The organism is Pelomonas sp. V22 (assembly GCF_030014915.1).
GTDB lineage: Bacteria > Pseudomonadota > Gammaproteobacteria > Burkholderiales > Burkholderiaceae_C > JAUASW01.
In genome coordinates, this window is sequence record NZ_JAGIXS010000001.1 from 442,181 (window position 1) to 468,070 (window position 25,890).

General features: G+C 68.4%; 24 protein-coding genes. 11 read left to right on the plus strand and 13 right to left on the minus strand.

The annotated features are described in order from the left end of the window. Nucleotides 1-9: 9 nt before the first annotated feature. From dapA to J7U46_RS01975, 4 genes are all read left to right on the plus strand, one after another. Entirely contained in the window at nucleotides 10-891 is an 882-nt protein-coding gene (gene dapA / locus J7U46_RS01960) for a 4-hydroxy-tetrahydrodipicolinate synthase (protein WP_282823140.1), read from the plus strand. Nucleotides 892-961: 70 nt separating this feature from the next. After that, complete coding sequence (bamC, locus tag J7U46_RS01965) at nucleotides 962-2,146, plus strand: outer membrane protein assembly factor BamC (RefSeq protein ID WP_282823141.1); 1,185 nt, start codon at nucleotides 962-964, stop codon at nucleotides 2,144-2,146. 123 nt (nucleotides 2,147-2,269) lie between these two features. Then, nucleotides 2,270-4,849 carry a zinc-dependent metalloprotease gene (locus J7U46_RS01970; protein WP_282823142.1) on the plus strand — a complete coding sequence of 860 codons (2,580 nt, stop codon included), beginning with the start codon at nucleotides 2,270-2,272 and terminating at the stop codon, nucleotides 4,847-4,849. 20 nt (nucleotides 4,850-4,869) lie between these two features. Next, nucleotides 4,870-5,643, plus strand: a complete 774-nt coding sequence (locus tag J7U46_RS01975) for an MBL fold metallo-hydrolase (protein ID WP_282823143.1) — start codon at nucleotides 4,870-4,872, stop codon at nucleotides 5,641-5,643. 85 nt (nucleotides 5,644-5,728) lie between these two features. Here the strand turns inward: J7U46_RS01975 and J7U46_RS01980 are convergent, their stop codons facing one another. The 3 genes from J7U46_RS01980 to J7U46_RS01990 form a co-directional block, all read right to left on the minus strand. Then, complete coding sequence (locus tag J7U46_RS01980) at nucleotides 5,729-5,923, minus strand: hypothetical protein (RefSeq protein ID WP_282823144.1); 195 nt, start codon at nucleotides 5,921-5,923, stop codon at nucleotides 5,729-5,731. Between the two features lie 156 nt (nucleotides 5,924-6,079). After that, nucleotides 6,080-6,577 carry a hypothetical protein gene (locus tag J7U46_RS01985; RefSeq protein WP_282823145.1) on the minus strand — a complete coding sequence of 166 codons (498 nt, stop codon included), beginning with the start codon at nucleotides 6,575-6,577 and terminating at the stop codon, nucleotides 6,080-6,082. A gap of 20 nt (nucleotides 6,578-6,597) precedes the next feature. Beyond that, nucleotides 6,598-7,713, minus strand: a complete 1,116-nt coding sequence (locus J7U46_RS01990; protein WP_282823146.1) for a cupin domain-containing protein — start codon at nucleotides 7,711-7,713, stop codon at nucleotides 6,598-6,600. Between the two features lie 152 nt (nucleotides 7,714-7,865). Here J7U46_RS01990 and J7U46_RS01995 point away from each other — a divergent pair, with 152 nt between their 5' ends. From J7U46_RS01995 to J7U46_RS02020, 6 genes are read left to right on the plus strand one after another with little or no spacing between them, the layout of a single operon-like run. Next, nucleotides 7,866-9,131, plus strand: coding sequence for an efflux RND transporter periplasmic adaptor subunit (locus J7U46_RS01995; protein WP_282823147.1), 1,266 nt, complete (start codon nucleotides 7,866-7,868; stop codon nucleotides 9,129-9,131). 29 nt (nucleotides 9,132-9,160) lie between these two features. Further along, nucleotides 9,161-9,907, plus strand: a complete 747-nt coding sequence (locus tag J7U46_RS02000) for an ABC transporter ATP-binding protein (protein ID WP_282823148.1) — start codon at nucleotides 9,161-9,163, stop codon at nucleotides 9,905-9,907. A 1-nt stretch (nucleotide 9,908) separates the two neighbouring features. Next, nucleotides 9,909-12,350 (plus strand): FtsX-like permease family protein, encoded by a 2,442-nt coding sequence (locus tag J7U46_RS02005; protein WP_282823149.1) that lies wholly within the window; start codon nucleotides 9,909-9,911, stop codon nucleotides 12,348-12,350. 33 nt (nucleotides 12,351-12,383) lie between these two features. Further along, the gene (locus J7U46_RS02010) at nucleotides 12,384-13,748 is read left to right on the plus strand and encodes a sigma-54 dependent transcriptional regulator (protein WP_282823150.1); all 1,365 of its coding nucleotides are present in this window, start codon (nucleotides 12,384-12,386) and stop codon (nucleotides 13,746-13,748) included. Further along, nucleotides 13,745-15,070, plus strand: coding sequence for an ATP-binding protein (locus tag J7U46_RS02015; RefSeq protein WP_282823151.1), 1,326 nt, complete (start codon nucleotides 13,745-13,747; stop codon nucleotides 15,068-15,070). The genes J7U46_RS02010 and J7U46_RS02015 overlap by 4 nt, the downstream gene beginning before the upstream one ends. Nucleotides 15,071-15,082: 12 nt before the next feature. Further along, on the plus strand, nucleotides 15,083-15,607 hold the full coding sequence (locus tag J7U46_RS02020) for a peptidylprolyl isomerase (protein WP_282823152.1): 525 nt from the start codon (nucleotides 15,083-15,085) through the stop codon (nucleotides 15,605-15,607). Here the strand turns inward: J7U46_RS02020 and dut are convergent, their stop codons facing one another. After that, nucleotides 15,608-16,057 (minus strand): dUTP diphosphatase, encoded by a 450-nt coding sequence (gene dut / locus J7U46_RS02025; protein ID WP_282823153.1) that lies wholly within the window; start codon nucleotides 16,055-16,057, stop codon nucleotides 15,608-15,610. Continuing rightward, nucleotides 16,054-17,268 carry a bifunctional phosphopantothenoylcysteine decarboxylase/phosphopantothenate--cysteine ligase CoaBC gene (gene coaBC, locus J7U46_RS02030; RefSeq protein ID WP_282823154.1) on the minus strand — a complete coding sequence of 405 codons (1,215 nt, stop codon included), beginning with the start codon at nucleotides 17,266-17,268 and terminating at the stop codon, nucleotides 16,054-16,056. Before coaBC ends, dut begins: the two co-directional genes overlap by 4 nt. A gap of 79 nt (nucleotides 17,269-17,347) precedes the next feature. Between coaBC and J7U46_RS02035 the strand changes: the two genes are divergently transcribed. Next, nucleotides 17,348-18,085, plus strand: coding sequence for a YoaK family protein (locus J7U46_RS02035; RefSeq protein ID WP_282823155.1), 738 nt, complete (start codon nucleotides 17,348-17,350; stop codon nucleotides 18,083-18,085). Here J7U46_RS02035 and trmB read toward each other — a convergent pair. Genes trmB through J7U46_RS02075 form a run of 8 tightly spaced genes read right to left on the minus strand, consistent with a single transcriptional unit; the run spans nucleotide 18,060 to nucleotide 25,890 of the window. Beyond that, nucleotides 18,060-18,800, minus strand: coding sequence for a tRNA (guanosine(46)-N7)-methyltransferase TrmB (gene trmB, locus J7U46_RS02040; protein ID WP_282823156.1), 741 nt, complete (start codon nucleotides 18,798-18,800; stop codon nucleotides 18,060-18,062). The genes J7U46_RS02035 and trmB overlap by 26 nt on opposite strands. A gap of 32 nt (nucleotides 18,801-18,832) precedes the next feature. Beyond that, a complete protein-coding gene (gene deoA / locus J7U46_RS02045; RefSeq protein WP_282823157.1) occupies nucleotides 18,833-20,143 on the minus strand; it encodes a thymidine phosphorylase in 1,311 nt (436 codons plus the stop codon). 23 nt (nucleotides 20,144-20,166) lie between these two features. Then, entirely contained in the window at nucleotides 20,167-20,928 is a 762-nt protein-coding gene (gene deoC, locus J7U46_RS02050) for a deoxyribose-phosphate aldolase (RefSeq protein ID WP_282823158.1), read from the minus strand. 4 nt (nucleotides 20,929-20,932) lie between these two features. Then, a complete protein-coding gene (locus J7U46_RS02055) occupies nucleotides 20,933-21,778 on the minus strand; it encodes a purine-nucleoside phosphorylase (protein ID WP_282823159.1) in 846 nt (281 codons plus the stop codon). A 19-nt stretch (nucleotides 21,779-21,797) separates the two neighbouring features. Further along, on the minus strand, nucleotides 21,798-22,214 hold the full coding sequence (cdd, locus tag J7U46_RS02060; RefSeq protein WP_282823160.1) for a cytidine deaminase: 417 nt from the start codon (nucleotides 22,212-22,214) through the stop codon (nucleotides 21,798-21,800). A 10-nt stretch (nucleotides 22,215-22,224) separates the two neighbouring features. Beyond that, nucleotides 22,225-23,205, minus strand: a complete 981-nt coding sequence (locus J7U46_RS02065; RefSeq protein WP_282823161.1) for an ABC transporter permease — start codon at nucleotides 23,203-23,205, stop codon at nucleotides 22,225-22,227. Further along, on the minus strand, nucleotides 23,198-24,319 hold the full coding sequence (locus J7U46_RS02070) for an ABC transporter permease (RefSeq protein ID WP_282823162.1): 1,122 nt from the start codon (nucleotides 24,317-24,319) through the stop codon (nucleotides 23,198-23,200). Before J7U46_RS02070 ends, J7U46_RS02065 begins: the two co-directional genes overlap by 8 nt. Then, entirely contained in the window at nucleotides 24,316-25,890 is a 1,575-nt protein-coding gene (locus J7U46_RS02075; protein ID WP_282823163.1) for an ABC transporter ATP-binding protein, read from the minus strand. The genes J7U46_RS02070 and J7U46_RS02075 overlap by 4 nt, the downstream gene beginning before the upstream one ends.

The window sequence follows — 25,890 nt, forward strand, 5'->3', positions numbered from 1 at the left end:
CCCTCCCCCATGGAACCGATTGTTGGCAGCATCGTCGCGCTGATCACGCCGATGCACGAGGACGGCAGCATTGACGAGCCCGCGCTGCGTGCCCTGATCGACTGGCACATCGCCGAAGGCACGGACTGCATCGGCGTCGTCGGCACCACCGGCGAATCGCCCACCGTCAGCATGGAGGAGAACCGCGAGGTGATCCGCATCGCCGTCGAGCATGCCAAGGGCCGCGTGCCCATCCTCGCGGGCACCGGCGCGAACAACACGGCCGAGGCCATCGAGCTCAGCCACTACGCCAAGCAGGTCGGCGCCGACGCCACGCTGTCAGTCGTGCCCTACTACAACAAGCCTTCGCAGGAAGGCATCTACCAGCACTACAAGGCCATCGCCGAGGCCGTCGACATCCCGATGATGTTGTACAACGTGCCCGGCCGCACCGTGGCCGATATGGCGCCCGAGACCACCCTGCGCTGCGCCTCGCTGCCCGGCGTGTTCGGCGTCAAGGAAGCGACCGGCAACATCGAGCGCGCCGCCTGGCTGATCAAGAACGCCCCGCAAGGCTTCTCGATCTACTCCGGCGACGACGGCACGGCCATCGCCCTGATGCTGCTCGGCGGCCATGGCAATGTGAGCGTCACGGCCAACGTCGCCCCGCGGGCGATGAGCGAACTCTGCAAGGCGGCCCTCGCCGGCAATGTGCGCGAGGCCACCCGCATCCACTTCCAGTTGCTCTCGCTGCACAAGCAGCTGTTCTGCGAGCCGAGCCCGGCCCCGGCCAAGTGGGCGCTGTCGCGCCTGGGCCGCTGCGGCAAGGCGCTGCGCCTGCCGATCACCGAGCTGACGCCGGCCGGTCAGGCCAGCGTCGAGCAGGCGATGCGCGAGGCCGGGCTGCTCTGAAGAGCGGCCCTCGATCTCTGCTCTAATCGCACCCTCATCCTGACCCGGCACTGCCGTGGAGATTTCAAGCGTGATCCGTTACCACCAAGTTTCCAAGCAGGCCCTGCGCCTTTCGACGCTGGCCCTGGCTGTTGTCGCCCTGAGTGCTTGCAGTGCCTTCTCCGGCCTTGTGTCCGGCGACAAGGTCGACTACCGCACCGGCGCCCGCCAGACCACCGGCCTCGACGTGCCGCCCGACCTGACCCAGCTGGCCCGCGACGCGCGCGGCCAGGTGGCCCCAGGCGCCAGCATCAGCGCCTCGGCCATGCAGCAGCAACAGCAGAGCGCGGCCACGGCCGTGCCGAGCAGCGACAAGGTGGCCCTGAGCCGCATCGGCGAGTTGAAGGTCGAACGCAACGGCAACGACCGCTGGCTGTTCAGCCCGCAGACGCCCGAGCAGCTGTGGCCGCTGGTGCGCGGCTTCTGGCTGGACCAGGGCTTCGAGATCTCGCAGGAGCAGCCTGAGCTGGGCTTGCTCGAAACCAGCTGGAACGAGAACCGCGCCAAGCTGCCGCAGGACTTCCTGCGCAAGAGCCTCGGATGGCTGATCGACGGCATGTACTCCACCGGCGAGCGCGACAAATACCGCGTCCGCCTGGAGCGCGGCGCCAATGGCGGCACCGAGGTGCGCGTCACGCATCGCGGCATGCAGGAGGTCTACACCTCGAACTCCGAGAGCAAGAACACGGCCTGGCAGGCTCGTGCCAGCGACCCGTCGCTGGAAGCCGAGATGCTGTCGCGCCTGCTGCTGCGCCTCGGTGGCAAGGAAGAGCAGGCCAAGGCCGCTGCCGCCACCGTGACGGCCGCCGCCTCCGCCGCCGCGCCGGCCACGGCCGCCGATGCCCTGCTGCCCGGCGCCAGCCGCCGCGCCCTGAGCGATGTGCCCAATGAGTTGAAGGTGGCCGAAGGCTTCGAGCGCGCCTGGCGCCGTGTCGGCCAGTCGCTGGACCGCCATGGCTTCACCATTGAAGACCGTGACCGCAGCCAGGGCCTGTTCTTCCTGCGCTACGCCGACCCCAACATGGTCGGCAAGGAAGAGCCGGGCTTCTTCGCCAAGCTGTTCGGCGCCAAGGATTCCACCACCTCGCGCTACCGCGTCTCGGTCAAGTCCGAGGGCGAGAAGAGCACGGTCATGGTGCTGGACGACAAGGGCCAGCAGCAGACGAACGAAAACGCCAAGCGCATCCTCGGCCTGCTGATGGACGATCTGCGCTGAGTTCCGGACAGCGTTCTCGGTGAATGACGGCGGCCCGGTATTGCACCGCGCCGCCGTTTTCCATTCAGCGCCAGTGCAGGCCATCGCGCCGTATCCATTTCGCTAAGGGGGAACTACAAAGTCATGATGAAACATCACCTCAAGATCGTCGCCGCCAGCCTCGGCATCGCTTGCAGCCTGGCCGCGGCCCAGGTGCCGCCGCCAGCCACGCCGGCATCAGCGCCGACGCCGACCACAGCACCCACCACCGCGCCCAACCTGTCCGCGATGGCCGCCATGGCCGCAGCCATGGGCGGCGTGCCCGGGGAGCCGCGCCCCTATGAGCGCGTGATCACGCCCGACGCCACCACGCAGCGCGGCCTGCTGACGGTGCACATGGTCAAGGGCAAGCTGTACTTCGAAATTCCCAAGGCCTTGCTGGGTCAGCCGCTGCTGCTGGCGGCCACCGCCACGGCCGTGCCGGCCGGTGTCGAGCACGTGGGCCGCACGCTGAACCAGCAGCTGCTGAGCTTCAACCTGAAGAACAACAAGATCTCGCTGCAAGGCGTCTCGCAGTCCTATGTGAGCCCGACCGGGCAGGCGCTGGCGGGGGCCGTGCAGGACTCGCAGCGCGAAGCCATCCTGCTGACCCTGCCGGTCGATGCCTATGCCAAGTCGGGGGCGCCGGTGGTCGACGTGAGCCGTTTGTTCACCAGCGAATGGGGCGATTTCGCCACCCGCACGGCCCTGCGCGCCGTTGGCATGGACAGCAGCCGCAGCCAGATCGAGCAGTTCAAGGCCTTTGCCGAGAGCGTGCGCATCAACGCAACCCACACCTACAGCTTCGGCGGCACGCCGGCCATCCCCGGGCTGCCCGCGGCGCTGGCCGTGCCCGTGCGCAGCGGCACGGTAGACGTGGCCTACAACCTCGTGCGCCTGCCCCGCGAGGCCATGCGGCCACGGCTGGCCGACGACCGCATCGGCTTCCAGGAAGTGCGCCGCATCGACTTTGCCGTCGACGCCCACGGCATCAAGCCGCAGCGCCTGATCGCCCGTTGGCGCCTGGAGAAGCAGGACCCCGCCGCAGCGCTGAGCGAGCCGGTCAAGCCCCTGGTCTGGTACGTGGACAAGGCCACGCCCGAGTGGCTGATGCCGTACATCAAGCAAGGCGTCGAGTCCTGGAACGTGGCCTTCGAGGCCGCCGGCTTCAAGAACGCGGTGCAGGCCCGCCCCTTCCCGAGCAAGGCCGAGGATCCCGAGTTCGATGCCGAGGACATGCGCTACAACGTCATCCGTTGGGTACCCTCGGTCGCTGCCACGGCCTACAGCCAGGCCATCACCGACCCGCGCAGCGGCGAGATCCTGAACTCCAGCATCGTGCTGTTCCACAACATGATGCAGTTGGCACGCAACTGGTACGTGGTGCAGGCCGGCGCTGTCGACCCGCGCGCCCAGAAGCTGCCGCTGCCCGACCCGCTGATGGGCGATCTGATCGCCTACGTGGTCAGCCATGAGATGGGCCATGCGCTCGGCTTCCCGCACAACATGAAGTCCAGCTCGCTCTACCCGGTCGACAAGCTGCGCGACCCGGCCTGGCTCAAGACCATGGGCCATGTGGCCTCCATCATGGACTACAGCCGCTTCAACTACCTGGTCCAGCCCGAGGACAAGGTCGACCCGGCCCTCTTGATTCCCAAGGTCGGCCCCTATGACCTGTTCGCCACGCGCTGGGGCTACACGCCGCTGCCCAATGCGGCCACACCCGAGGAAGAGCGCAGCACGCTGAACGGCTGGCTGCGCGAGCAGGACGGCAAGCCCTGGCTGCGCTTCACCTCGCCCAACCGCTTGGGCGACGCGGGCGAGAACGTGGAAGCCGTCGGCGACGCCGATCCGGTGGTGGCCACGGGCCTCGGCACCAAGAACCTGCAGCGCATCGTCAAGCACCTGCCGGCCATGGCCCTGCAGGCCGGCGAGGACGACCAGTTGCTGGCCGTGCTGTATGACGCCGTCTGGAATCAGTGGACGGTAGAACTCGCCCATGTGCTGAACCAGGTGGGCGGCTACGACACGCAGAACAAACATGGCGAGCAAGCCGGCGCCACCTTCCAGGCGCTGGATCGGCAGCGCCAGTCGCGCGCCGTGCGCTTCCTGGCCGAGCAGCTGTTCGGCACGCCGCAATGGCTGTTTGAACCCGGTGTCATTGAGCGTCTGCCGCCGCAGGAACCGGCCGGTCGCCTGCAGTCCAACCAGCGCGGTGCCCTGCGCGCCCTGCTGGACCGCACCCGCCTGGCCCGCCTGCAGGACCAGGAGCTGAGTCTCGGCGACAAGGCCTACCGCCTGCCGCTGCTGCTGGCCGACCTGCGCCAGACCGTGCTGAGCGAGCTGGCGCCGGGCCAGCCGGCACCGGCGCCGCTGCGCCGCCGCATGCACCGCATCTACATGGAGCAGCTGACCGCCCTGCTGGCCAGCGACGAAAGCCGCACCGAGGCCCGTGTCGAGCTGCGCGGGCTGGAGCGCCAGTTTGCTGCCGCAGCGGCACGAAGCAGCAAGGACGCGATGCTGCAAGCCCATTGGGAACAGCTGCAGGACCTGGCCCGCAAAGCGCTGGACCCGCAAGGCCCGGCGCTGCCGGGAGCAGCAGTCACGCCCATCGTGGTCCCGCCGGTGCCCGCCCGCGGCCTGACGGTCGAAGAAAACAGCGCCGCCTGGCCGCTTTCGAACTGATACGGACCTCGGGTCGAGACATGCGCTTTTGCAGCCTGGGCAGCGGCAGCGGTGGCAATGCCACCCTGGTCGAGGCCAGCCAGGGCATCACCAGCACCCAGGTGCTGATCGACTGCGGCTTCAGCCAGCGCGAACTGAACCGCCGCCTGGAGCGCGCCGGCAGTGCGGCCACCGAGCTGGCCGCCATTTTCATCACCCATGAACATGGCGACCACATAGGCTGCGCGCTCGGCTTTGCCCAGCGCTGGCGCATCCCGCTCTGGATGAGCCGGGGCACCTGGCGGGCCGTCGGCAACGAGGACTTCGATCCCACCCTGCTGCACCTCACGCGTGACGGCGAGACGCTCGCCCTCGGGGACCTGGAGCTCCGGCCCTTCTCGGTGCCGCATGACGCCGAGGAGCCCTTGCAGCTGCGCTGCGGCGATGGCCTGCACAACCTCGGCGTGCTGACCGACGTGGGCTCTCCTGCTCCGCAGCTGCTGGCGGCCCTGCAGGGCTGCGACGCGCTGCTGCTGGAGTGCAATCACGACGAGGCGCTGCTGCGCGCCTCCAGTTACCCGGCCTCGCTGAAACGGCGCATCCTGGGGAGCCACGGCCATCTGTCCAACGAGACAGCTGCCGAGATCCTGCGCCAATGCCAGCATGCGGGCCTGGGCCGCGTGGTGGCGGCCCATCTGAGCGCCCAGAACAACCGGCCCGAGCTGGTCCGTGAGGCCTTGCAGCCGGTGATCCTTCAGGCGGCGCTCGAGGTGGCCGACCAGCTGGAAGGCACGGCCTGGTTTGACATCAGCTGAGCCTATCGGCGCTGTTGCAGCCGACCAGAAATGACAAAAGCCGCCGGGCTTGCGCCAGGCGGCTTGTGCGTGATCGGAGAGCCGATTACTTGCTGGCGGCGGCCGAAGCGGCGTCAGCGGCGGGAGCCGAAGCTTCCATGGCGGGAGCCGAAGCGGCTTCCGAAGCGGCGGGAGCCGGAGCAGCGGCGGGAGCCGGAGCAGGAGCAGCTTCTTCCTTCTTGCCGCAAGCAGCCAGAGCAACAGCAGCCAGCAGGGAGGCCAACAGGATCGACTTTTTCATCACTTTTCCTCAGATCTGATTGACGAAGAACTAATTACCGGTAATTTTTGAAGCATCGGGCACTTGCGTGCCCGAAGTTTCTAAGAGCAAGGCATGGAAGCCTCGAGCGCTCCCAACACCTAGCCGGCGATTGTAGCGGCTGTTTTAAAGCCGGCCTTAAAGTCCCAAGGTACTGGCAGCAAAGGACTCGCTGGAACGTTGCTCAATTGCATCAAACCACTGCCGGCTGAGCAGCTCATCGGCGCGAACGCCGGCCATCGGTGCGCTGATCGCACCTCGCCAATGCTCGGCATCGAACAGCCGGACGCAAGCCGCACCCGGTGCCAGCATCAGGCCGACGAGGTCCGAGCCGCTGAGCAGTTCGGGCTCGAAGGCCCGCGCTGCAATCAGATGACCCCAGTTGCGCCGCCAGGTGACGAAGCGCGGATGGCGCTGCTGCAGCGCCTCGAACTGCGGTGCGAGCATGCGCAGCCGGCGGTGCGGCCGGGCCCAGGCGGTCAGCAGATCCAGCACGGCGGGCTCGGAAAGCGGCCAGTGGACGAAGTCCGCATCCAGCCAGCAGAGCTCGCGAGCACCCTGCTTTTCGGCCAACACCAGCCCCTCGCGCAACGCGGCCACAAAGGCCTCTCTCCCGGTGAAGACGCCGTGTTCCATGGTCCGAATTCCCCCGGGGGTCAGGCCGCCTGTACCCAGCCGTCCTCGCACCACTGCGCCAGCAGGTCGAGTGCGCCTTCGGACAGGCCGGCCACCTCGCGAGCGCTCAGCTGGCGGCTGTCAGCCAACTGCTTCATCAGCTTGAAATCCTTGCCCCCCGCGCGGTAGGACTCGCCATTGATGAACACATGGTCGGCGTCGTAGAGCATGCGACTGCGGCGGTCCAGACTCACGCCCCGGCCGGGCTCAAGCGGCTCGCCAGGTTCGAAGAACACCCGCGGCTTGGGCTCGGTCAGCGCCTCGCCGAGCGAGCGTTCGAGCGCCCGCGGTTCGTTCAGGGCGCGCTCGGCGGCCTCACGTGCAAAGTTTTGCAAAGCCAACGGGATCAAGCCCGGATTGACGGTGGCTTCCTGCTTGGGGTCGGCATACATGCGGTTGGCGCGGGGTTCGTCCTCGTCGTCCATCAGGCGCTGCAGCAGGTCCTGGGCCAGTTCGGCGCGCCAGGGCGAGCGGAAGCCCACCGAACAGGTCATGCAATCCGGGCCCTCGGCCACGCCGTCATGGGCCCAGCCGGGCGGCAGGTAGAGCATGTCGCCGGCTTCCAGCAGGAACTCCTGCTCGGGCTGGAAGTTGGCAATGATCTTCAGCGGCACGTCTTCGCGCAGCACGGCGTCCTTCTGCGCGGCGATGCGCCAGCGGCGCTTGCCGGCCACCTGGATCAGGAAGACGTCGTAGGAGTCGAAATGCGGGCCGACGCCACCGCCCTCGCTGGCGTAGGAGATCATCAGATCATCGAGCCGCGCCTCGGGGCCGAAGCGGAAGCGGTCCAGCAGTTCACGGGCTGCGTCCGAGTGCTGTTCCAGTCCCTGGACCAAGAGCGTCCAGCCCGGCTTGCTGAACGGCGGCAGCCTGGGAACCGGCCCCTGACGCAGCGCCCAGCGACCCTCAAAGGCAGTGACCAGGCGCGACTCCACGTCCTCGTCGGCCGCCAGCTCGGCGAGCTGCTTGCGGTCGACCGGCGGCGTGATGCCGGGCAAGGCCTGGCGTACCAGCAGCGGCTTTTTCTGCCAGTGCTTGCGCATGAACTGCTCGGGCGAGAGGCCGCCCAGCAGTGGGGTGGTTGCGGTGATGTCCATGGCCGGCATTCTGCCCGCCCTGCGTTCCGGAATTGAGACGGCTGTCGTCCCGATTTCAGGACAGCTTGCCTTGCATCAGGGCCCGCTCACTGTGCAATGGGTTCGCTGAAGCTTCGATTCCGCCCTGGCACGCGTCCTGCTCATGAAGGGCCATGGACATCCAACGGACCTCTTCCGACCAAGCCTGGTGGCGCCGCCGCCAGCCACGCCTGGCACTGGCCGGCCTGGCCCTGCTCGCCCTGCTGGTGGCTGGACTGCGGGCGCGCCCGGCCGAGATGTCGGTTCGCTCGGGCACGGTCACCGTGGCCACGGTGGAGCGCGGCCCGCTGACCTTGAACCTGCGTGCCAGCGGCGTGCTGCTGCCGAGCGACGTGCGCTGGGTCGCCGCCCAGGCCGAGGGCCGGGTGGACCGCATCGAGGCCCAGGCGGGCAGCCGGGTCAGGGCGGGCGACGTGCTGCTGCGCCTGCTCAACCCGCAGCTGCTGCAGCGGGTTGAGGAAAGCCGCTGGTCCTTGCAGCAGGCCGAGGCCGAGCTGCGCGCGCTGCAGTCCACGCTGGACAGCAGCCAGCTGAACCAGCGCGCCGCCCTGCAGCGGGCCGAGCTGGCCCTGCGCAGCGCCGATCTGCAATGGGCGGCCGACCAGGAGCTGCAGAAGGACGGCATGGTCTCCAAGCTCGCCTACCAGCGCAGCCAGTTCAACGTGGAGCAGGCCAAGCAAAACCTGGCCCTGGAGCGCCAGTTGCTCGAGCGCTGCAGCGCCAACGGCCAGGCCCAACTCGCTGCCAAGCAGGCCGCCGTGGCCCGTTTCGCCAAGGCCTTGCAGCGCGACCGGGAGCTGGCCGCCGCGCTGGAGCTGCGCGCGCCCATCGACGGCATCGTGCAGGAACTGGCCCTGCAGCCGGGCCAGAGCGTGCTGCCCGGCGCCGCCCTGGCCAAGGTCGCCCGCGCCGACGCCCTCTACGCCGAGATCCAGGTGCAGGAAGCGCAGGCGCGCGACCTGGCGCCGGGCCTCTCCGCCTCGGTGGACCTGCGCAGCGGCACCCCGGATGGCGTGATCACCGGCGTGGTCAGCCGCGTGGCGCCCAAGGTCAGCAATGGCGTGGTCAAGGTCGACATCCGCCTGGAAGGCGCGCTGCCGCGCGGCGCCCGCCCCGACCTCAGCGTGGACGGCACGATAGAGCTGGCCCACCTGGCCGACACCTTGCAGGTGCAGCGCCCGGTGTTCAGCCAGGGCGAGACCGCTGCCAGCGTCTACCGCATCGGCCCCGATGGAGTGGCCGTGCCGGTCCAGGTGCAATTCGGCGCGGCGGCCGTGAGCCGCATCGCCATCAAGAGCGGATTGAAGCTGGGCGAGCGCATCGTCGTCTCGGACACCAGCGGCTGGCGCCAGTCGCAGCGCGTCAGCATTCAACAATGAACACCCAGATGGAGAACGAGGAGAAAACCATGAACGACAAACAGAACGAGATCGTGATTTCACTGCGCGGCATCGCCAAGACCTTCTTGACCGACGAGCTGGAAACGCGCGCGCTGGACGAAATCAACCTGCAGATCCGGCGCGGCGAGTTCCTGGCGGTGAGCGGCCCCTCGGGCTGCGGCAAGTCCAGCCTGCTCGCCATCCTCGGCCTCTTGGACAGCCCGAGCAGCGGCAGCTACGAGCTGGCCGGCCAGCGCGTGGACGGGCTGGACAACCGGGCCCGCGCCGCACTGCGCAACCGCCAGATCGGCTTCGTGTTCCAGGCCTTCAACCTGATCGGCGACCTGAGCGTGGAAGACAACGTGGCCCTGCCGCTGACCTACCGCAGCGACCTCGGCCGCGCCGAGCGCCGCGAGCGCGTGGCCGAGGTGCTGGCCCAGGTCGACATGGGCCACCGCGCGCGCCATTACCCGGCCCAGCTCTCGGGCGGCCAGCAGCAGCGCGTGGCCATTGCGCGCGCCCTCGTCGGCAAACCCAGCCTGATCCTCGCCGACGAGCCGACCGGCAACCTGGACTCGCGCAATGCCGAGCTGGTGATGCAGCTGCTGGCCGACGTGCATGCCGGCGGCGCAACGCTGTGCATGGTCACGCACGATCCGCGTTATGCGGCAGCCGCCCAGCGCACCGTCTCGCTGTTCGACGGGCGTGTGGTGGCCGACATGCCCACGCCTCTGCATGAGCAGTCCAGCCGCGCCGGCGCTGCCGAGGTGATCTGAGATGCGGAACCTCCTCGACGATCTGCGCCAGGCCTTCAAGTCGCTGGCCAAGGCGCCCGGCTTCACGCTGCTGGCCCTGCTGACTCTGGGCAGCGGCCTCGGATTTGCCATCTATTGCAGCGCCCTCTTCCTGGGCTCGGCCCGGGGCGACATCCCCTTCCCCGACGCTCACCGCCTGCTGCCGCTGGAAGCGACGCGCGACGGCGACCGCACGCAGTCCCGCAGCATCCACTACCTGGACTACCTGGCCTATGCCGCGGGCGTGAAGAGCTTCGAGGGCCTGCATGCGCTGACGATCTCCACGGTGACGCTGAGCGATGCGCAACACCGGCCGCAAAACTTCAAGGCCGCCCAGGTGCCCGCCGCCATCTGGCCCTGGCTGGGCCAACGCGCGGTGCTCGGCCGCCTGCTGCAGGCCAGCGACGAACAAGCCGGTGCGCCCCCGGTGGCCGTGATCGGCGCCGGCGTCTGGCAGAGCTTCTTCGGCAGCGACGCCAAGATCGTGGGCAGCCACATCAAAATCAACGGCATCGACACCGAGATCGTCGGCGTGGCGCCTGCCGAGTTGCGCTTCCCGATGAACCAGCAGGTCTGGACGCCCTTCGAGCCGCCAGCCGGCGCCGCCCGTGCGCAGGCTTACAGCATGGGCACGGCCCAGCATGTGATGGCCCTGGGCAAGCTCAGGCCCGACGCCACGCCGGCCCAGGCTCAGCTGGAGCTGAACCTCATCGCCCAGCAACTGGCCACCAGCTTCCCCAAGAGCAATGGCCGCGTCGGCGTGCGGGCGCTGAACTACAGCGCCTGGGGCTTCTCCGATGGCGACAGCATCTACCTGGCCCTCGCAGTCGCAGTAGGCCTGCTCTTGAGCCTGGTCTGCATCAACACCGGCAACCTGCTGCTGGCGCGGGCCAACGAGCGCCGGCAAGAGGTGGCGGTGCGCGCCGCCCTGGGCGCACCGCGCGCCCGCCTGATCCAGCAGATGCTGGGCGAGGCACTGTTGCTGTCGCTGGCCGCCACCCTGATCGGCATGTTCTTCAGCGCCTGGGCACTGGAGATCACGCAGCAGCAGATCACCCGCACCGCGGGCGAGCAGATCCCGTTCTGGCTGCATTTCCGCCTCAGCCCGGAGGCCGCTGCCTATGGCCTGCTGATGAGCCTGCTGGTCACGCTGGGCGTCGGTGGCCTGCCGGCCTGGCGCGCCTCGCGGGTCGATGTGGCAGCCGTGCTGCGCGACGGCCAACGCGGCGCCTCGGGGCGCGCCGCCGGCTATTTCAGCCGCGGCCTGGTGTGGGTGCAGATCACGCTGTCCAGCCTGCTGCTGCTGGTTTCGAGCGGCCAGAGCTACGAGGCGCAACAACGCTTGAATGCCAGTTCCGGGGCACGCATGGAAGACGTGCTCACGGCCCAGCTGGTGCCGCGCTTCCGTGTGTACCAAGACCCGGTTGCACGCGGCCAGCTGTGGGCCCGTCTGGAGACCGCGCTGCGCGAGCAGGCCGGTGGCTTCGGCGTGGGCCTGACGACCTCACTGCCCGGCGGCGGCGCGCGCTCTTGGGAGGACATGCAGCCCGAGGGCATGGTGGTGCAGGATGACCGTTACCCGGTCGTCGGGGCCTACAGCATCAATGCCGGCTATCTCAAGACCATGGAAGTCAAGCTGCTGGCCGGCCGCGAGTTCGATGCCAACGACCGGGCCGACAGCCTCAAGGTGGCCGTGGTCAACCGCAACTTCGCTGAGCAGCACTGGCCCGGCCAGGACCCGCTGGGCAAGCGCTTTGCCATCTCGCCCGACGACAAGAAGACCGGACAAAACTGGATCACCGTGGTCGGCGTGACGGCCCACATGACGCATGGCGTCAACAACCAGGAAGGCCGCGGCTTCCCCAATGTCTACCTGCCGCTCAGCCAGTCCGTGCCGGACCAGGTCGACATCGCCCTGGTCGGCGCACCCGACAACGCCGCCAGCCGTGAGCTGCTGATTCGTGCCGTGGCCAAGGCCGATCCGGCGCTGGCGCTGGAGCGTGTCTACAGCGCCGAGGAGCGCGAGCGCGTGGCCCAATCGGGCAATGACGTACAGGCCGCGCTGTGCCTGGTCCTGGGCCTGATGACCCTGCTGCTGGCCGTGACCGGCATCTACGGTGTGGCCAGCCGCGCCGTGACCCTGCGCACGCAGGAGATCGGCGTGCGCCGCGCCGTCGGTGCCAGCGACTCGGCCGTGCTGTGGTTGCTGCTGCGCCAGGGCCTGTGGCAGATCGGCCTGAGTCTGCCGCTGGGGCTGTTCCTCGGCTGGACCATCCTCGCCCAGATGGCCGAGATAGGGCCCGACCTGCTGATAGGCGCGGCCCTCGTGGGGTCGCTGATAGCGGCGGTCGTGATGCTCGCCACCTGGCTGCCAGCCCGCCGCGCCATCGCGCTGATCCCCAATGCGGCATTGCGCTATGAGTGAGTGGAGAATGCGCGCAACTCAGAACCCGCCCGCATGCCCGCCCAACCGCTGATCCTGGTCGTCGATGACGATGCCGCCGTGCGCGCAGCCCTGCGCATCTTCCTGAGAAGCGAGGGCTACGAGGTCGAACTGGCCGACTCGCCGGCGCAGGCGCTGGCCCAGCTGTCGACCTGCGAACCCGCCGTGTTGCTGGCCGACCTCAATTACGCCGCCGACACCACCTCGGGTGCCGAGGGCCTGGCCCTGATCAGGCAGATCAGCAGCCAGGACCCTGGCCTGCCCATCATCGCCATGACAGCCTGGGGCACGGTAGCCCTGGCGGTCGAGGCCATGCGCCTCGGGGCCAGCGACTTCATCGAAAAACCCTGGGACAACAACCGCCTGGCCAGCATGCTGCGCACGCTGAGCCAGCTGCGCCTGAGCCGCCAGGCCAGCCAACGGCTCGCAGCCGAAAACGCCTTGTTGAAAGCGTCGGCCTCGCCGGCGCGGCCCTGGGTCAGCGGCTCGCCGGCCATGCAGGCCCTGATGCTGCAAGTGCAGGCCGTGGCCGGCGCCGACGTGAATTTGCTGATCACCGGCGAGAACGGCAGTGGCAAGACCCAGCTCGCGCAGGCCATCCACCAGGCCTCGGCGCGGGCGGCCGGCCCGTTCATCAGCATCAACATGGGCGCGATCCCGGACAGCCTGTTCGAGAGCGAGATGTTCGGCCATGAGCGCGGCGCCTTCACCGATGCGCGCCAGGCCCGCATCGGCCGCTTCGAGCTGGCCGATGGCGGCACGCTCTTCCTCGACGAGGTGGGCAACATCCCGCTCAACCAGCAGGCCAAGCTCTTGCAGGTGCTCGAGAGCGGACAGTTCGAGCGCCTGGGCGCGGCCAAGGCCCGCCGCGCCGACGTGCGCCTGATCGCGGCCAGCAATGCCGACCTCACGCAGATGGTCGAGCAAGGCCTGTTCCGCCGCGATCTCTTGTACCGCCTGAACAGCGTGCAACTGCACCTGCCACCGCTGCGCGAGCGCGGCGAGGACATCCAGGCCTTGGCCGACCTCTACCTGGCCCGCTTCGCCGAGCGCTACCGGCGGCCGCTGCGCGCCTGGTCCGACGAGGCGCGCCGCGCGCTGGCCCTGCACCGCTGGCCGGGCAATGTGCGCGAGCTGGCGCATTGCATGGAGCGGGTGAGCCTGCTGGCCAGCGGCGAGCAGATCACGGCGGCCGACCTCGGCCTCGCGCCGCAGGCCTCGTCCTCGTTCGACCCCGAGGCGATGACGCTGGACGAAGCCGAGAAGCTGCTGATCGCCACCGCGCTGCGGCGCTCCGGCGGCAATGCGCTGCAGGCCGCGCAGGCACTGGGGCTCAGCCGCTCGGCCTTCTACCGCCGGCTCGAGAAGCACGGCCTGTGAGCAACACCCCGCGCTCGCGCCTGGGCTTCAAGAACCAGCTGTTCGCGCTGGCGCTGCTGGGCGGCGCGCCGGCCTGGGTGGCCCTTCTGGTGCTGGTGTGGCCCCTGCCCTGGCTGATCTATCCCAAGCTGCTGCTGCTCGCCGGCAGCGCTGCCATCTGGCTGGGCGCGGCCTGGGCGCTGCGCACGCGCGCCGAGTTCCAGCTGCAGACCATAGGCAATGTGGTCGAAGGCATGGCCATCGGCGACTACAGCCTGCGCCTGCGGCGCGCCAGCAAGCAGGACGAACTCGGCGAGCAGATCAACCGCCTGGCCGAGGTGCTGCACCGCGAGCGCCTGCGCTCCGAGCAAGCGCTGCGGCTCGTCGACAGCGTGGTCGACAGCATCGACGTGGCGATCTGCGTGTTCGACCCCGCGCAGCGCCTTTTGCTTGCCAACCCGACCGCGCTCGCGCTCCTTCAGCAACCGCGCGAGGCCGTGCTCGGCCGCAGCGCCGAATCGCTGGGCCTCGCCTCGCTGCTGGAGGCCGATGTGGAGCGCTTGCATGAGCATGTCTTCCCCGGTGCGGCGGGCCTGTGGCGGCTGAGGCGTCAGACTTACCAGGTCGAGGGCCAGGAGCAGCAGTTGCTCTTCATCACCGACCTGAAGCAGGTGCTGCGCAACGAGGAGCTGCAGGCCTGGCGGCGGCTGCTTCGGGTGCTGAGCCATGAGGTCAACAACTCGCTCGGGCCTATCGCCAGCCTGAGCGCCACCTTGCGCAAGCAGCTCGGGGCCGACGGCGGCAAGCTGAACCAGGACCTGAACCAGGACTTGGACGAAGGCCTGGCCATCATGCAGGAGCGCTCGCAGCACCTGGCCGAGTTCGTGCGCCGCTATGCCGCCCTCGCGCGCCTGCCGGAGCCGCGCAAGCGCGTGTTCGACCTGGCGGAACTGGTGCAGCGCCTGCCGGCCATGCTGCCCGAGGCCAAACTGCAACTGCAGTTCCAGGCCCCCGGTCCCCTGCCCTTCTACGGCGACCCGGCGCAGATCGAGCAGCTCCTGATCAATCTCTTGAAGAACGGCGTCGAGGCCGGCGGCGCGCCGCTGTTGCTGCAATGCCAGCCCGAGCCGCTGCAGCTCTGCCTGCTGGATCAGGGCTCGGGCATCGCCAACCCGGCCAATCTCTTCGTGCCCTTCTACAGCACCAAGCCCGAGGGCACGGGCATAGGCCTCGTGCTGTGCCGCCAGATCGCCGAGGCCCATGGCGGCGCGCTGAGCCTCTCGCCGCGCGAGGACGGGCCCGGCTGCAAAGCCGTGCTGCGCTTCGCGGCATCGCGGGTATGAAACAATCCGGCGATGCAAATTTCCGCCCCCTGCGTGGTCTCCCTGAGCTGGAGACTCGAAGACGCCCAAGGCCAGTTGATCGACGAACTGGCCGAGCCGCTTGAGTTTTTCTACGGCGGCCAGGACCTGTTCACCAAGGTCGAGGAAGCCATTGACGGCCAGGAGGCCGGCTTCGAAGCCAGCGTGGCCCTGGAGCCCGAAGACGCTTTCGGCGACTACGACTCCGGCCTCGTCTGCTTTGAATCACGCACGCTGATGCCCGAGAACGTGGCTGTTGGCATGCAGTTCGAAGGCATGCCCGAAGGCGCTGCCACCGAGAACATGCCGCCGGACGCGATCTACACCGTCACCGAGGTCTACCCCGAGCATGTCGTGCTGGACGGCAACCACCCGCTCGCCGGCATCGGCCTGCGCATGTACCTGAAGGTGCGCGACGTGCGCGAAGCGACGGAAGAGGAACTGGAAGCCGGCTCCATCGGCGAGCCGGTGTTCAGTCTTGTGACGAACGGCGCGCCTCCCGACGAGCCCTTGCACTGATCAGGTTTTTCCGGTCGAGCCGAAGCCACCTTCTCCCCGGTGGCTGGCATCGAATTCATCGACCCGCTTGAACGTGGCCTGCACCACCGGCACCAGCACCAGCTGGGCGATGCGCTCCATGGGGTTGATCACAAAAGCCGTCTGGCCGCGGTTCCAGCAGCTGACCATCAGCTGGCCCTGGTAGTCGCTGTCGATCAGGCCGACCAGATTGCCGAGCACGATGCCATGCTTGTGGCCCAGGCCCGAGCGCGGCAGGATGATCGCGGCCAGGCCCGGATCGGCGATGTGAATCGCGAGGCCCGTCGGGATCAGCGTGGTCTGGCCGGGCTCCAACGTGATCGCCTCATCGAGGCAGGCACGCAGATCGAGGCCGGCGCTGCCGGGGGTTGCGTAGGCGGGCAGCTGCTCGGCCATGCGGGCATCGAGCACTTTCAGGTCAACAGTGGTCATCGTGGGAGTCGCGCGGCGATCTCGCGAATCAGTTCGCGCGCCAGGCTCAGTTTGTCGTTGTGGGGAATCTCGCGGCTGCCTGCTGCATCGATCAGCAGCAAGGCGTTGTCATCGCGGCCGAAGGTGGCCGGGCCGAGGTTGCCGACGATCAGCGGGATGTTCTTGCGCAGGCGCTTCTCGCTGGCGTGCTTCAGCAGGTCCTGGCTTTCGGCGGCGAAGCCGACGCAGTAGGGTCGATCTTTCAGGGCGGCGACCGAGGCCAGGATGTCGGCGTTCTCGGCCATCGCAATGCTGGGCGCCGTGCCGGAACCATCCTTCTTGATCTTGTGCTCGCTGCTGGCCGCTGGGCGCCAATCAGCCACGGCCGCTGTGGCTATGAACACATCGTGGCGCGGGGCGCTTGGCAGCACGGCATCGAACATCTGCTGAGCCGTCTGCACGTCGATGCGGCGCACGCCACGCGGCGTGGGCAGATGCACCGGGCCGGCCACCAGGGTGACCTCGGCGCCCGCTTCACGCGCGGCACGGGCGATGGCAAAGCCCATCTTGCCGCTGGACAAATTGGTGATGCCGCGCACCGGGTCTATGGGTTCGAAGGTCGGGCCTGCCGTGATCAAGAGCTTCTTGCCGGCCAGCAGCTTGGGCTGCAGGAAGGCGATCACCTCGTCCAGCAGTTCGGCCGCTTCGAGCATGCGGCCATCGCCGATCTCGCCGCAGGCCTGGTCGCCATTGCCGGGGCCGAGCAGCGTGGCACCGTCGGCCGCGATCTGCGCCACATTGCGCTGCGTCGCCGGGTGCGACCACATCTCGCGGTTCATGGCTGGAGCGACCAGCAGCGGGCAGCGTTCCATCGGGCGCGCCAGCGCGGTGAGGCTCAGCAACTCGTCTGCCCGGCCCTGGGCCAGCTTGGCGATGAAGTCGGCGCTGGCCGGGGCCACCAGCATCAGGTCGGCCTCGCGGCTCAGATTGATGTGGGCCATGTTGTTGGGCTCGCGGGCGTCCCACTGGCTGGTCAGCACCGGCCCGTTGGACAAAGCCTGCATGGTCACGGCAGTAATGAACTGCTCGGCTGCCTCAGTCATCACGACCTGGACGGTGGCGCCGGCCTTGCTCAGCAGGCGCACCAGCTCGGCAGACTTGTAGCAGGCGATGCCGCCGGAGAGGCCGAGCAGGACATGCCTGCCTTGGAGTGGTAGCTGTGCATCCGACATGGGTGCGCACTCTAGCAGGCCCGGCCAAAGCGGCTATGGTTGAGCCCCTCCCCGCTACCCTGTCGCGCTGCCGCCTCCCATGCCCGTCGACTACCTCGCCGAACTCGCCTCGCCGGTGCGCACTGCGCGGGCGAACCTGCACCTCGGAGCCGGCCTGGCCTTCGTGGCCGGCGCGCTGAACGCCGGTGGCTTCCTGGCCGTGGGCCAGTACACCTCGCACATGACGGGCATGGTCTCGATGGCCGCCGACAGCCTGGCGCTGGCCCAAATCTCGGCGGCACTCGGCGCCCTGCTGGCCGTGCTGAGCTTCGTGACAGGCGCGTCGACTTGCGCCCTGCTGGTGAACTTCAGCCGCCGCCACCGGCCGGCCTGGGCCTTTGTGCCGACGCTGGTGCTCGAGGCCCTGCTGCTGCTGGCCTTCGGCCTGATCGGCAGCCAGTTGCTGCCGCACCAGATCGAGCGGGTTTCCCTGACCGCGCTGCTGCTGTGCTTCGTGATGGGGCTGCAGAACGCCCTGATCACCAAGATTTCGAATGCGGAAATCCGCACCACGCATGTGACGGGACTGCTGACCGACCTGGGCCTTGAACTTGGCAAACTGGCCTACTGGAACCGGGGCGGGTCTCAGCCCAAGGTGCTCGCCAACCGCCGCCGATTGCGAATTCATGCCAGCCTGGTGCTGGCCTTCTTCGTCGGCGGCCTGTTTGGGGCGCTGGGGTTCAAGCAACTGGGTTTCATTGCGACCCTGCCGCTGGCCGTGGGCCTGGTGATCCTGGCCGCTGCCAGCCTGGTCAAGGCGCCGCAGGGCGACGCTTGAACACCAGGTCCCAGACACCGTGGCCCAGCTTGATGCCGCGGTTCTCGAACTTGGTCAGCGGGCGGTAGGCCGGCTTCTCGGCATAGCCGTCGGCCGTGTTCTGCAAGGCCGGTTCTGCACTCAGCACTTCGAGCATCTGCTGGGCATAGGGCTCCCAGTCGGTGGCGCAATGCAGGTAGCCGCCCGGGGCCAGGTAGTTGACCAGCTTGGCCACGAAGGGCGCCTGGATCAGGCGGCGCTTGTTGTGGCGCTTCTTGTGCCAGGGGTCGGGGAAGAAGATGTGCATGCCGGCCAGCGAGCCGGGCGCGATCATGTGCTCCAGCACCTCGACGGCATCGTGCTGGAAGATGCGGATGTTCTTCAGATCCTGTTCGCCGATCAGCTTCAAGAGCGCACCGACGCCGGGCTCGTGCACCTCACAGCCGATGAAGTCGATCTCGGGCAAGGTTGTGGCGATCTGTGCCGTGGCGGCACCCATGCCGAAGCCGATCTCGAACACCACCGGTGCTGTGCGGCCGAAGGCCTCGGCCGGCTTCAGCCGCTCCTGCTTGAACGGCAGCACAAAGCGCGGGCCCAGCTCGGCCAACGCCTTGACCTGGCCCGTGCCCATGCGACCCGGCCGCACGACGAAGCTCTTGATCGGGCGGTGCTTGGAGGTGTCAGTCGCCTCCGGCTGGACGGGAGGGACGGGCTGATCGGACGGGTCGGCAGGCATGGGAACTCGGAATCAAGAACAGGGCCGGCAGTTTAGCCAACGCTGCCCATCACGATGGGCGTGGCGGCCACGGCCACGTCGGACAGCACACAGGCTTGCTGCACCGCCGCGATGGCTCGCTCGGCCGCAGCTTGATCAGCCGCATGCACGATGGCAATGGGTTCGCCAGCTGCCAGCTTGTCGCCCAGATGGCGGAAATTGCTGAAGCCAACGCTCATGTCGATGCTGTCGCTGGCCTGGCGTCGACCACCACCCAACTCCACCACGGCGAGGCCGATGTCGCGCGTGCTGACCTGGCTCAGGAAGCCGGCGCGCTGCGCAGGCACCGGCACGATGACCGGAGCCTTCGCCAGGTAGGCGTCGGGCTTGTCCATCAGATCGGCGGGGCCGCCAAGGGCCGCCACCATCTTGGCGAACTTCTCGGCGGCAGCACCGCTGTCCAGTGCGGCCTGCAGCTTGATGCGCGCGGCCGCCGTGTCGGCGGCCAAGCCGCCCAGCACCAGCATCTCGGCGCACAGCGCCAGCGTCACCTCGTGCAGGCGCGGCTCGCGCACCTCGCCGCGCAGGTAAGCGATGGTCTCGCGGATCTCGATGGCATTGCCGGCATCGAAGCCCAGCACCTCGTTCATGTCGGTGATCAGGGCGCGGATCTTCAGTCCGGCGCCGCCGCCCACGGCCACGATGCTCTCGGCCAGGTCTTGCGCCATCTCGCGGGTATCGCAGAAGGCGCCATTGCCGCACTTGATGTCCATGGCCAGGCCTTCGAGGCCGGCGGCCAGCTTCTTCGAGAGGATGCTGGCGGTGATCAGGGGCACGCTCTCGACCGTGGCTGTCACATCACGCGTGGCGTAGAAGCGCTTGTCGGCCGGAGCCAGGTCGCCGGTCTGGCCAATGATGGCGCAGCCCAGCGTGCGGACGATGCGATCAAAGTCTTCCGGCGGCGGTGTGACGCGGTAGCCGGGAATGGCTTCGAGCTTGTCCACCGTGCCGCCGGTGTGGCCGAGGCCCCGGCCGGCAATCATCGGCACATAGCCGCCGCAGGCCGCCACCATGGGCGCCAGCATCAGGCTGACCTTGTCGCCAACGCCGCCGCTGGAATGCTTGTCCAGCACCGGGCCGGGCATGTCAGGCCAGCGCATCACGCGGCCCGAGTTCATCATCGCGCGGGTGAGCAGCACGGCCTCGTCGCGGCCCATGCCGCGCAGGAACACGGCCATGCCGAGGGCGGCCACCTGGCCTTCGCTCCAGCTGCCGTCCACCAGGCCGCGCACGAAGTTCTGGATCTGCGCTTCGTCGAGCGCACGACCGTCGCGCTTGGCGCGGATGATTTCTTGGGCCAGCATGGACAACCTGCTTTTCTTCTAACTCAATAGCCGCTGGTAGACGCAGCAGCGGTACGCCCCGACAGCTGCGCCTCGATGTCGTTCAGCAAGCCGCTCGCGCCGAAACGGAAGCGCCCCGGCTGCACCGCGTCTGCACCCAGCTTGGCCGTAGCCAGCTCGATGTAGGCGGCGGCATCTGCCACCGTGCGGATGCCGCCGCTGGCCTTGAAGCCGGCGTTGGCGAGGCCGCTCGCCTTGATCTCGTTCAGCATCACGGCCGCCGCCTCGAGCGTGGCCGAGACCGGCGTCTTGCCGGTGCTGGTCTTGACGAAATCGGCACCGGCCATCAGCGCCAGGCGCGTGGCCTCGGCGATCAGCTCGGGCGTCTTCAGCTCGCCGCTTTCGATGATCACCTTCAGGGTCAGCGGCTGGCTGGCGTGGCGCACCTCGGCCAGGAACTCGGCCACCTCGCTGCCCTGCCCGGCGATCAAGGCCTGGTAGGGCAGGACCACGTCCACCTCATCGCCACCGGCTTGCGCGATGGCGGCGATATCGGCCAGGGCGCGCGGCAGGTCCAGCGCGCCGTCGGGGAAGTCGGCCACGGCCGCGACCTTGATGGCCTTGGGCAGCAGCGAGCGGGCCTGGGCCACGAAGCGCGGCCAGACGCAGACGGCGGCCACCGGGCCGTGCGCCGTCTGGGCGCGGCGGCACAGGGCTTCGATGTCGGCGGCGGTGTCGCCGTCGTTCAGGCTGGTCAGGTCCAGGCATTGCAGCGCTTGACGCGCGGCTTGCTCAAGCTTGGGCATCGCGTCAGGCCTTCAGCGATTCCAGGCCAGCGAGGCTGCTGATCACGGCGGCCAGGAAGGCCGAGGCGCGCTCGCCCGAGGCCTGGGCCTGCTGCAAGGTCAGCGCATGGGTCAGCGCTTCGGCCGACAGGCCGGCCGCCATATTGGTCATCAGCGCCAGGCCCATCACGCGCAGGCCGGCATGGCGCGCGAGGATGGTCTCGGGCACGGTGCTCATGCCCACGGCATCGGCGCCCCAGGCGGCGAACATGCGGATCTCGGCCGGCGTCTCGAACTGCGGCCCCACGGCCCAGCAATAGGTGCCCTCGCCCAGCATCAGGTTCTGGGTCTGCGCGATCTTCTTGGCGTGCTGGCGCAGTTCCAGGTCATAGGCCGTGCTCATGTCGACGAAGCGCTCGCTGCCCTGCTCGCCGATCAGCGGCGAACGCTGGGGTGCATTGATGTGGTCGGCGATCAGCATCAGGCTGCCCGGCGGCGTGTGGGCACGCAGCGAGCCCGAGGCATTGGTCTGGATCACGACCTGCACGCCCCAGCGCTTGAGGCTGCGCAAGGCGCCGGCCATGCCAGTGCAATCGCCGCTCTCGTAGGTGTGCGCGCGGCCGCGCAGCATCACCACGGCCTGCTCGCCGATCTTGCCGACGACGATCTCGTTCACATGGCCTTCGACCTTCGGCTGCGGGAAGGCCGGCAGCTCGGTGTAGGCCAGATGCTTGGCGTCCTGCACATGGCTCACGGCACCGGCCCAGCCGGAGCCCAGCACCACGGCCACGGCCGGCGCAGCGCCGAACAGCGCGTTCAGCTTGGCCACGGTGTCGGCGATCTTGGGTTCAAGGGTCTTGTTGTCGATCATTGTTGTTCTCCTGTGATGCTCAGAGCTTCAGATGCTCGGGGCCGAAACTGAAAGGCAGCAGGTCCTCGAGGGTCCATTGCTGCTGGATGCCGCGCGGGTCGCCGGCAATGATGAGCAGGTCCGGGCCGCCGAACTCGCGCAGCTTCTGCCGGCACCCGCCGCAGGGCGTGATGACGTCGGGACCCGGGCCGGTGACCAGCACCGCTTTCACGCTGCGGCCGCCCGCCATCAGCATCGCGCCGAGGGCCGTCGTCTCGGCGCACCAGCCTTGAGGATAGGCGGCGTTCTCGATGTTGGCACCCACGTGGATGCGGCCCTGCTCGTCCAGCACGGCGGCACCGACCGCGTACTTCGAGTAAGGCGAATGCGAATGTTGACGCGCACCCAGCGAGGCGGCCAGCAATTGCTGCCGCAGCGCGTCGGAAATCTCGAACATCGGCGTTCCTTCAGCGCTCTTTGATGTAGGGTCGGCCCAGCGCCTTGGGCGCCAGCGCCTGCCCGATGAAGCCGGCCAGCAGCACCACGGTGAGCAGATAAGGCAAAGCCTGGATGGCCTGCACAGGCACCTCGCCGATGCCCGGCAGCGACACGCCTTGCAGGCGGATCGCCACGGCGTCGAGGAAGCCGAACAGCAGGCAGGCGAACATCGTCGGCAGCGGTTTCCACTTGCCGAAGATCATGGCGGCCAGGGCGATGAAGCCACGGCCTGCGGTCATGTTGGGAGAGAACGAAGCGTTCTGCGCCAGCACCAGGTAGCTGCCCGCGAGGCCGCACAGCAGGCCGTTGATCATCAGGGCGGCGTAGCGCAGCTTGGTGACCGAGACACCGGCCGCATCGACCATCGCCGGGTTCTCACCCACGGCGCGCAGGCGCAGGCCCGGCTTGGTGCGCTGCAGGAAAAACCAGACGCCGGCCACGCCGGCAAAGGCCAGGTAGACCAGGATGTTGTGGCTCAAGAGGCCATGGCCGACGATGGCGCCCAGCCAGGGACCCAGCGCATCGGCCGCGCCAGCCGGCTCGCTCCAGGCCGGGATCAGGCCGGTCAGGCGCACATCGGCATCGACGGGCGGCGTCTGGCCGCCCTGTTTGAACCAGGCAATGCCCAGCACCACGGTCAGGCCCGCCGCCACCATGTTGAGCGCCACGCCCGAGACCACCTGGTCGCCCCGATTGGTGACGCAGGCAAAGCCGTGGATCAGCGAGAACAGGCAGGCCACGCCAATGGCGGCCACGAGCCCAAAGCCGGTGGAATGGGTGAGACTGGCGACAGCGGCTGCTGCAAAGGCAGCGGCGAGCATCTTGCCTTCGAGGCCGATGTCAATCACGCCGGAACGCTCCGACACGAGGCCGGCCAGCGCGCAGAGCAGCAGCGGCGTGGTGACGCGGAGCGTCGAACCCAGCACCGAGCCGATCAGGATCTCATCCATGGGCGGCTCCCTTCTTGTTCTTGAACGCCGCATAGAGCTTGGCGAACATGGGCGCGCTCACGGCCGCCATCGCACCGGCGAACAGCACGATCAGGCCTTGCGCCGTGACCACCATCTCGCGGCTGAAGCCGGGCATCTCGAAAGCCACCTCCACGCCACCCTGGTAGAGCACGCCGAACAGCAGCGAGGCGAGGATGATGCCGACCGGATGGTTACGGCCCATCAGCGCCACGGCGATGCCTGTGAAGCCGGCACCGGCCACGAAATCCAGCGTCAGCTTGCCCTGGACGCCGGAAATCTCGTTCACGCCGACCATGCCGGCCAGCGCGCCCGACAGGCCCATGGCCAGCAGCACCTGCATGCGCGGCTTGATGCCCGCGTAATGCGCGGCCTGCGGCGCGCTGCCCACGGCACGCAGGGCATAGCCCGCCCGGCTGCGCCACAGGAACCAGTAGACAAAGGCGCAGGCCAACAGCGCGAGGATCAGGCTCAGATTCAGCGGCGAGGACGGCAGCTCCACGCCGAATTTGGCAGCCAGCTCGTGCAGGGCCGGCATGCGCGCGGCGTCGACGAAGTCGGCGCTCTCCACCGCCATGCTGCTCTTGGGTCGCAGGTGGTTGACCAGCAGGTAGACGTTCAGGCTGCTGGCCAGGAAGTTGAACATGATGGTCGTGATGACGATGTGGCTGCCGCGCCATGCCTGCAGATAGGCCGGGATCGCCGCCCACACCATGCCGAACACGGCCGCACCCAGCACCAGCAAGGGCAGCAGCAGCGGCGCCGGCAGCAGCGGGCCGAGCGCCAGCGCCAGCAGCGCCACGCCGAGGCCGCCGAAGGTGGCCTGGCCCTCACCGCCGATGTTGAACAGGCCACCATGGAAGGCGACCGACACCGCGAGGCCGGTGAAGATGAAGGTGGTGGCGTAGTACAGCGTGTAGCCGAGGCCACGCACGCTGCCGAGCGAACCCTGTACCAGCAGGCTCAAGGCCTGGACCGGGCTCTGCCCGATCAGCAGCACGACGGCGCCGGTCACCAGCAAGGCAACCAGCAGGTTCCACAGTGGCAAGAGGCCAATGTCGATCCAGCGCGGCAGTGAGATGGCTTGATGGCTCATGCGGTGGCTTCCGTCACTTCGCTCGCCTGGGCCGCCATCAAGAGGCCCAGCGATTTCTCGTCACATTGTTCGATGGCCAGCTCGCCGGTAATGCGGCCACCGTTCATCACGACCACGCGGTCCGCGAGGGCCAGGATCTCGTCCAGCTCGGAGCTGACCAGCAGCACGGCACAGCCGGCATCGCGCAAGGCGCGCAGCTGGTTGTGGATGAATTCGATGGCGCCGATGTCCACGCCGCGCGTGGGCTGGCCCACCAGCAGCACGGTGGGCGCCTGGCCGATTTCGCGGGCCAGGATCAGCTTCTGCTGGTTGCCGCCGGAGAACTTGCTGGAGCCGAGGTTCTCGTCGCGCGGGCGCACGTCGAAGCGCTCCTGCATCTCGCGGGTCAGGCTGCGCATGCGCGCCTGGTCCATGCCCCAGCCCAAAGGCCCGGCCGCGTACTGTTGCTGGTAGCCCAGCGCCGCCGTCTCCCAGGCCGGGAAGCTCATCACCATGCCGCAGAGGTGGCGGTCTTCCGGCACATGGGCCAGCTTCAGCTCACGAGCCCGGCTGGGGTTGAGCCAGTTGCTCGCGCCAAACTTCTGGCCGGCCAGTTGCAGCTCGCCAGCGTCGGGCGCATGCATGCCGGACAGCACTTCCAGCAGCTCGCTCTGGCCATTGCCCGAGACACCGGCCACGCCGACGATCTCGCCGGCCTGCAGGCGGAGCATGATGTTGGAGAGCACCGGCACGCCCTGCTCGTTGCGCAGGCTCAGGCCTTGGGCGCTCAGGCGGGTTTCGCTGCCGGCCTTCGCAGCGCCAGCGGTGCGGCCCAGGTTGACCTTGCGGCCCACCATGGACTCGGCGAGATCCTCAGGATTCGTCTCGCCAATGGCGCAGGTCTTGATCACCTGGCCGGCGCGCATCACGGTGACGGCATCGCACAGGGCCATCACTTCCTTCAGCTTGTGCGTGATGATGATGATGGTCGTGCCGCGTTCGCGCAGCTTGCGCAGCGTCTCGAACAACTGCACGGTTTCCTGCGGCGTCAGCACGGCCGTGGGCTCGTCCAGGATCAGGATGCGGGCACCCCGGTAGAGGGCCTTCAGGATCTCGAGGCGCTGAAGCTCACCGACGGGCAGGTCGCCCACCAGCGAGTCCAGCCGCACTTGCAGGCCGGTCTCGTCCATCAGCTTTTGCAGGCCGGCGCGTACCGTCTTGGCACCCGGCTTCAGCCAGAAGCTGGGCTCGGCGCCGAGCATCACGTTGTCGAGGCAGGACAGCGTGTCCACCAGCATGAAGTGCTGATGGACCATGCCGATGCCGAGGGCAATCGCCTGGTGTGAGTTGGCGATGCTGACGCGCTCGCCACGCACCTCGATGTGCCCGCCGTCGGCCTGGTAGTAGCCGTAGAGGATGGCCATCAGCGTGCTCTTGCCGGCACCGTTCTCGCCGACGATGCCATGCACCGTGCCCTCGGCCACCGCCAGGCTCACGCCGCGATTGGCCCGCACGGCGCCGAAGCGCTTGTCGATCTCGCACAGGGCGACGGCTGGAGGCGCAGCCCCCGCGCCGCGTTTCAGTTCAGACAT

Coding starts and splice junctions, on each gene's coding strand:
- deoA (WP_282823157.1), bottom strand. CDS start 20,143: ATGCTGGCCCAAGAAATCATCCGCGCCAAGCGCGACGGTCGTGCGCTC.
- J7U46_RS01975 (WP_282823143.1), top strand. CDS start 4,870: ATGCGCTTTTGCAGCCTGGGCAGCGGCAGCGGTGGCAATGCCACCCTG.
- J7U46_RS01970 (WP_282823142.1), top strand. CDS start 2,270: ATGATGAAACATCACCTCAAGATCGTCGCCGCCAGCCTCGGCATCGCT.
- cdd (WP_282823160.1), bottom strand. CDS start 22,214: ATGTTCGAGATTTCCGACGCGCTGCGGCAGCAATTGCTGGCCGCCTCG.
- J7U46_RS02005 (WP_282823149.1), top strand. CDS start 9,909: ATGCGGAACCTCCTCGACGATCTGCGCCAGGCCTTCAAGTCGCTGGCC.
- dapA (WP_282823140.1), top strand. CDS start 10: ATGGAACCGATTGTTGGCAGCATCGTCGCGCTGATCACGCCGATGCAC.
- J7U46_RS01985 (WP_282823145.1), bottom strand. CDS start 6,577: ATGGAACACGGCGTCTTCACCGGGAGAGAGGCCTTTGTGGCCGCGTTG.
- J7U46_RS02035 (WP_282823155.1), top strand. CDS start 17,348: ATGCCCGTCGACTACCTCGCCGAACTCGCCTCGCCGGTGCGCACTGCG.
- coaBC (WP_282823154.1), bottom strand. CDS start 17,268: ATGTCGGATGCACAGCTACCACTCCAAGGCAGGCATGTCCTGCTCGGC.
- J7U46_RS02020 (WP_282823152.1), top strand. CDS start 15,083: ATGCAAATTTCCGCCCCCTGCGTGGTCTCCCTGAGCTGGAGACTCGAA.
- J7U46_RS02010 (WP_282823150.1), top strand. CDS start 12,384: ATGCCCGCCCAACCGCTGATCCTGGTCGTCGATGACGATGCCGCCGTG.
- dut (WP_282823153.1), bottom strand. CDS start 16,057: ATGACCACTGTTGACCTGAAAGTGCTCGATGCCCGCATGGCCGAGCAG.
- J7U46_RS02065 (WP_282823161.1), bottom strand. CDS start 23,205: ATGGATGAGATCCTGATCGGCTCGGTGCTGGGTTCGACGCTCCGCGTC.
- J7U46_RS01990 (WP_282823146.1), bottom strand. CDS start 7,713: ATGGACATCACCGCAACCACCCCACTGCTGGGCGGCCTCTCGCCCGAG.
- J7U46_RS01980 (WP_282823144.1), bottom strand. CDS start 5,923: ATGAAAAAGTCGATCCTGTTGGCCTCCCTGCTGGCTGCTGTTGCTCTG.
- J7U46_RS02055 (WP_282823159.1), bottom strand. CDS start 21,778: ATGATCGACAACAAGACCCTTGAACCCAAGATCGCCGACACCGTGGCC.
- J7U46_RS02000 (WP_282823148.1), top strand. CDS start 9,161: ATGAACGACAAACAGAACGAGATCGTGATTTCACTGCGCGGCATCGCC.
- J7U46_RS02070 (WP_282823162.1), bottom strand. CDS start 24,319: ATGAGCCATCAAGCCATCTCACTGCCGCGCTGGATCGACATTGGCCTC.
- J7U46_RS01995 (WP_282823147.1), top strand. CDS start 7,866: ATGGACATCCAACGGACCTCTTCCGACCAAGCCTGGTGGCGCCGCCGC.
- deoC (WP_282823158.1), bottom strand. CDS start 20,928: ATGCCCAAGCTTGAGCAAGCCGCGCGTCAAGCGCTGCAATGCCTGGAC.
- J7U46_RS02075 (WP_282823163.1), bottom strand. CDS start 25,890: ATGTCTGAACTGAAACGCGGCGCGGGGGCTGCGCCTCCAGCCGTCGCC.
- trmB (WP_282823156.1), bottom strand. CDS start 18,800: ATGCCTGCCGACCCGTCCGATCAGCCCGTCCCTCCCGTCCAGCCGGAG.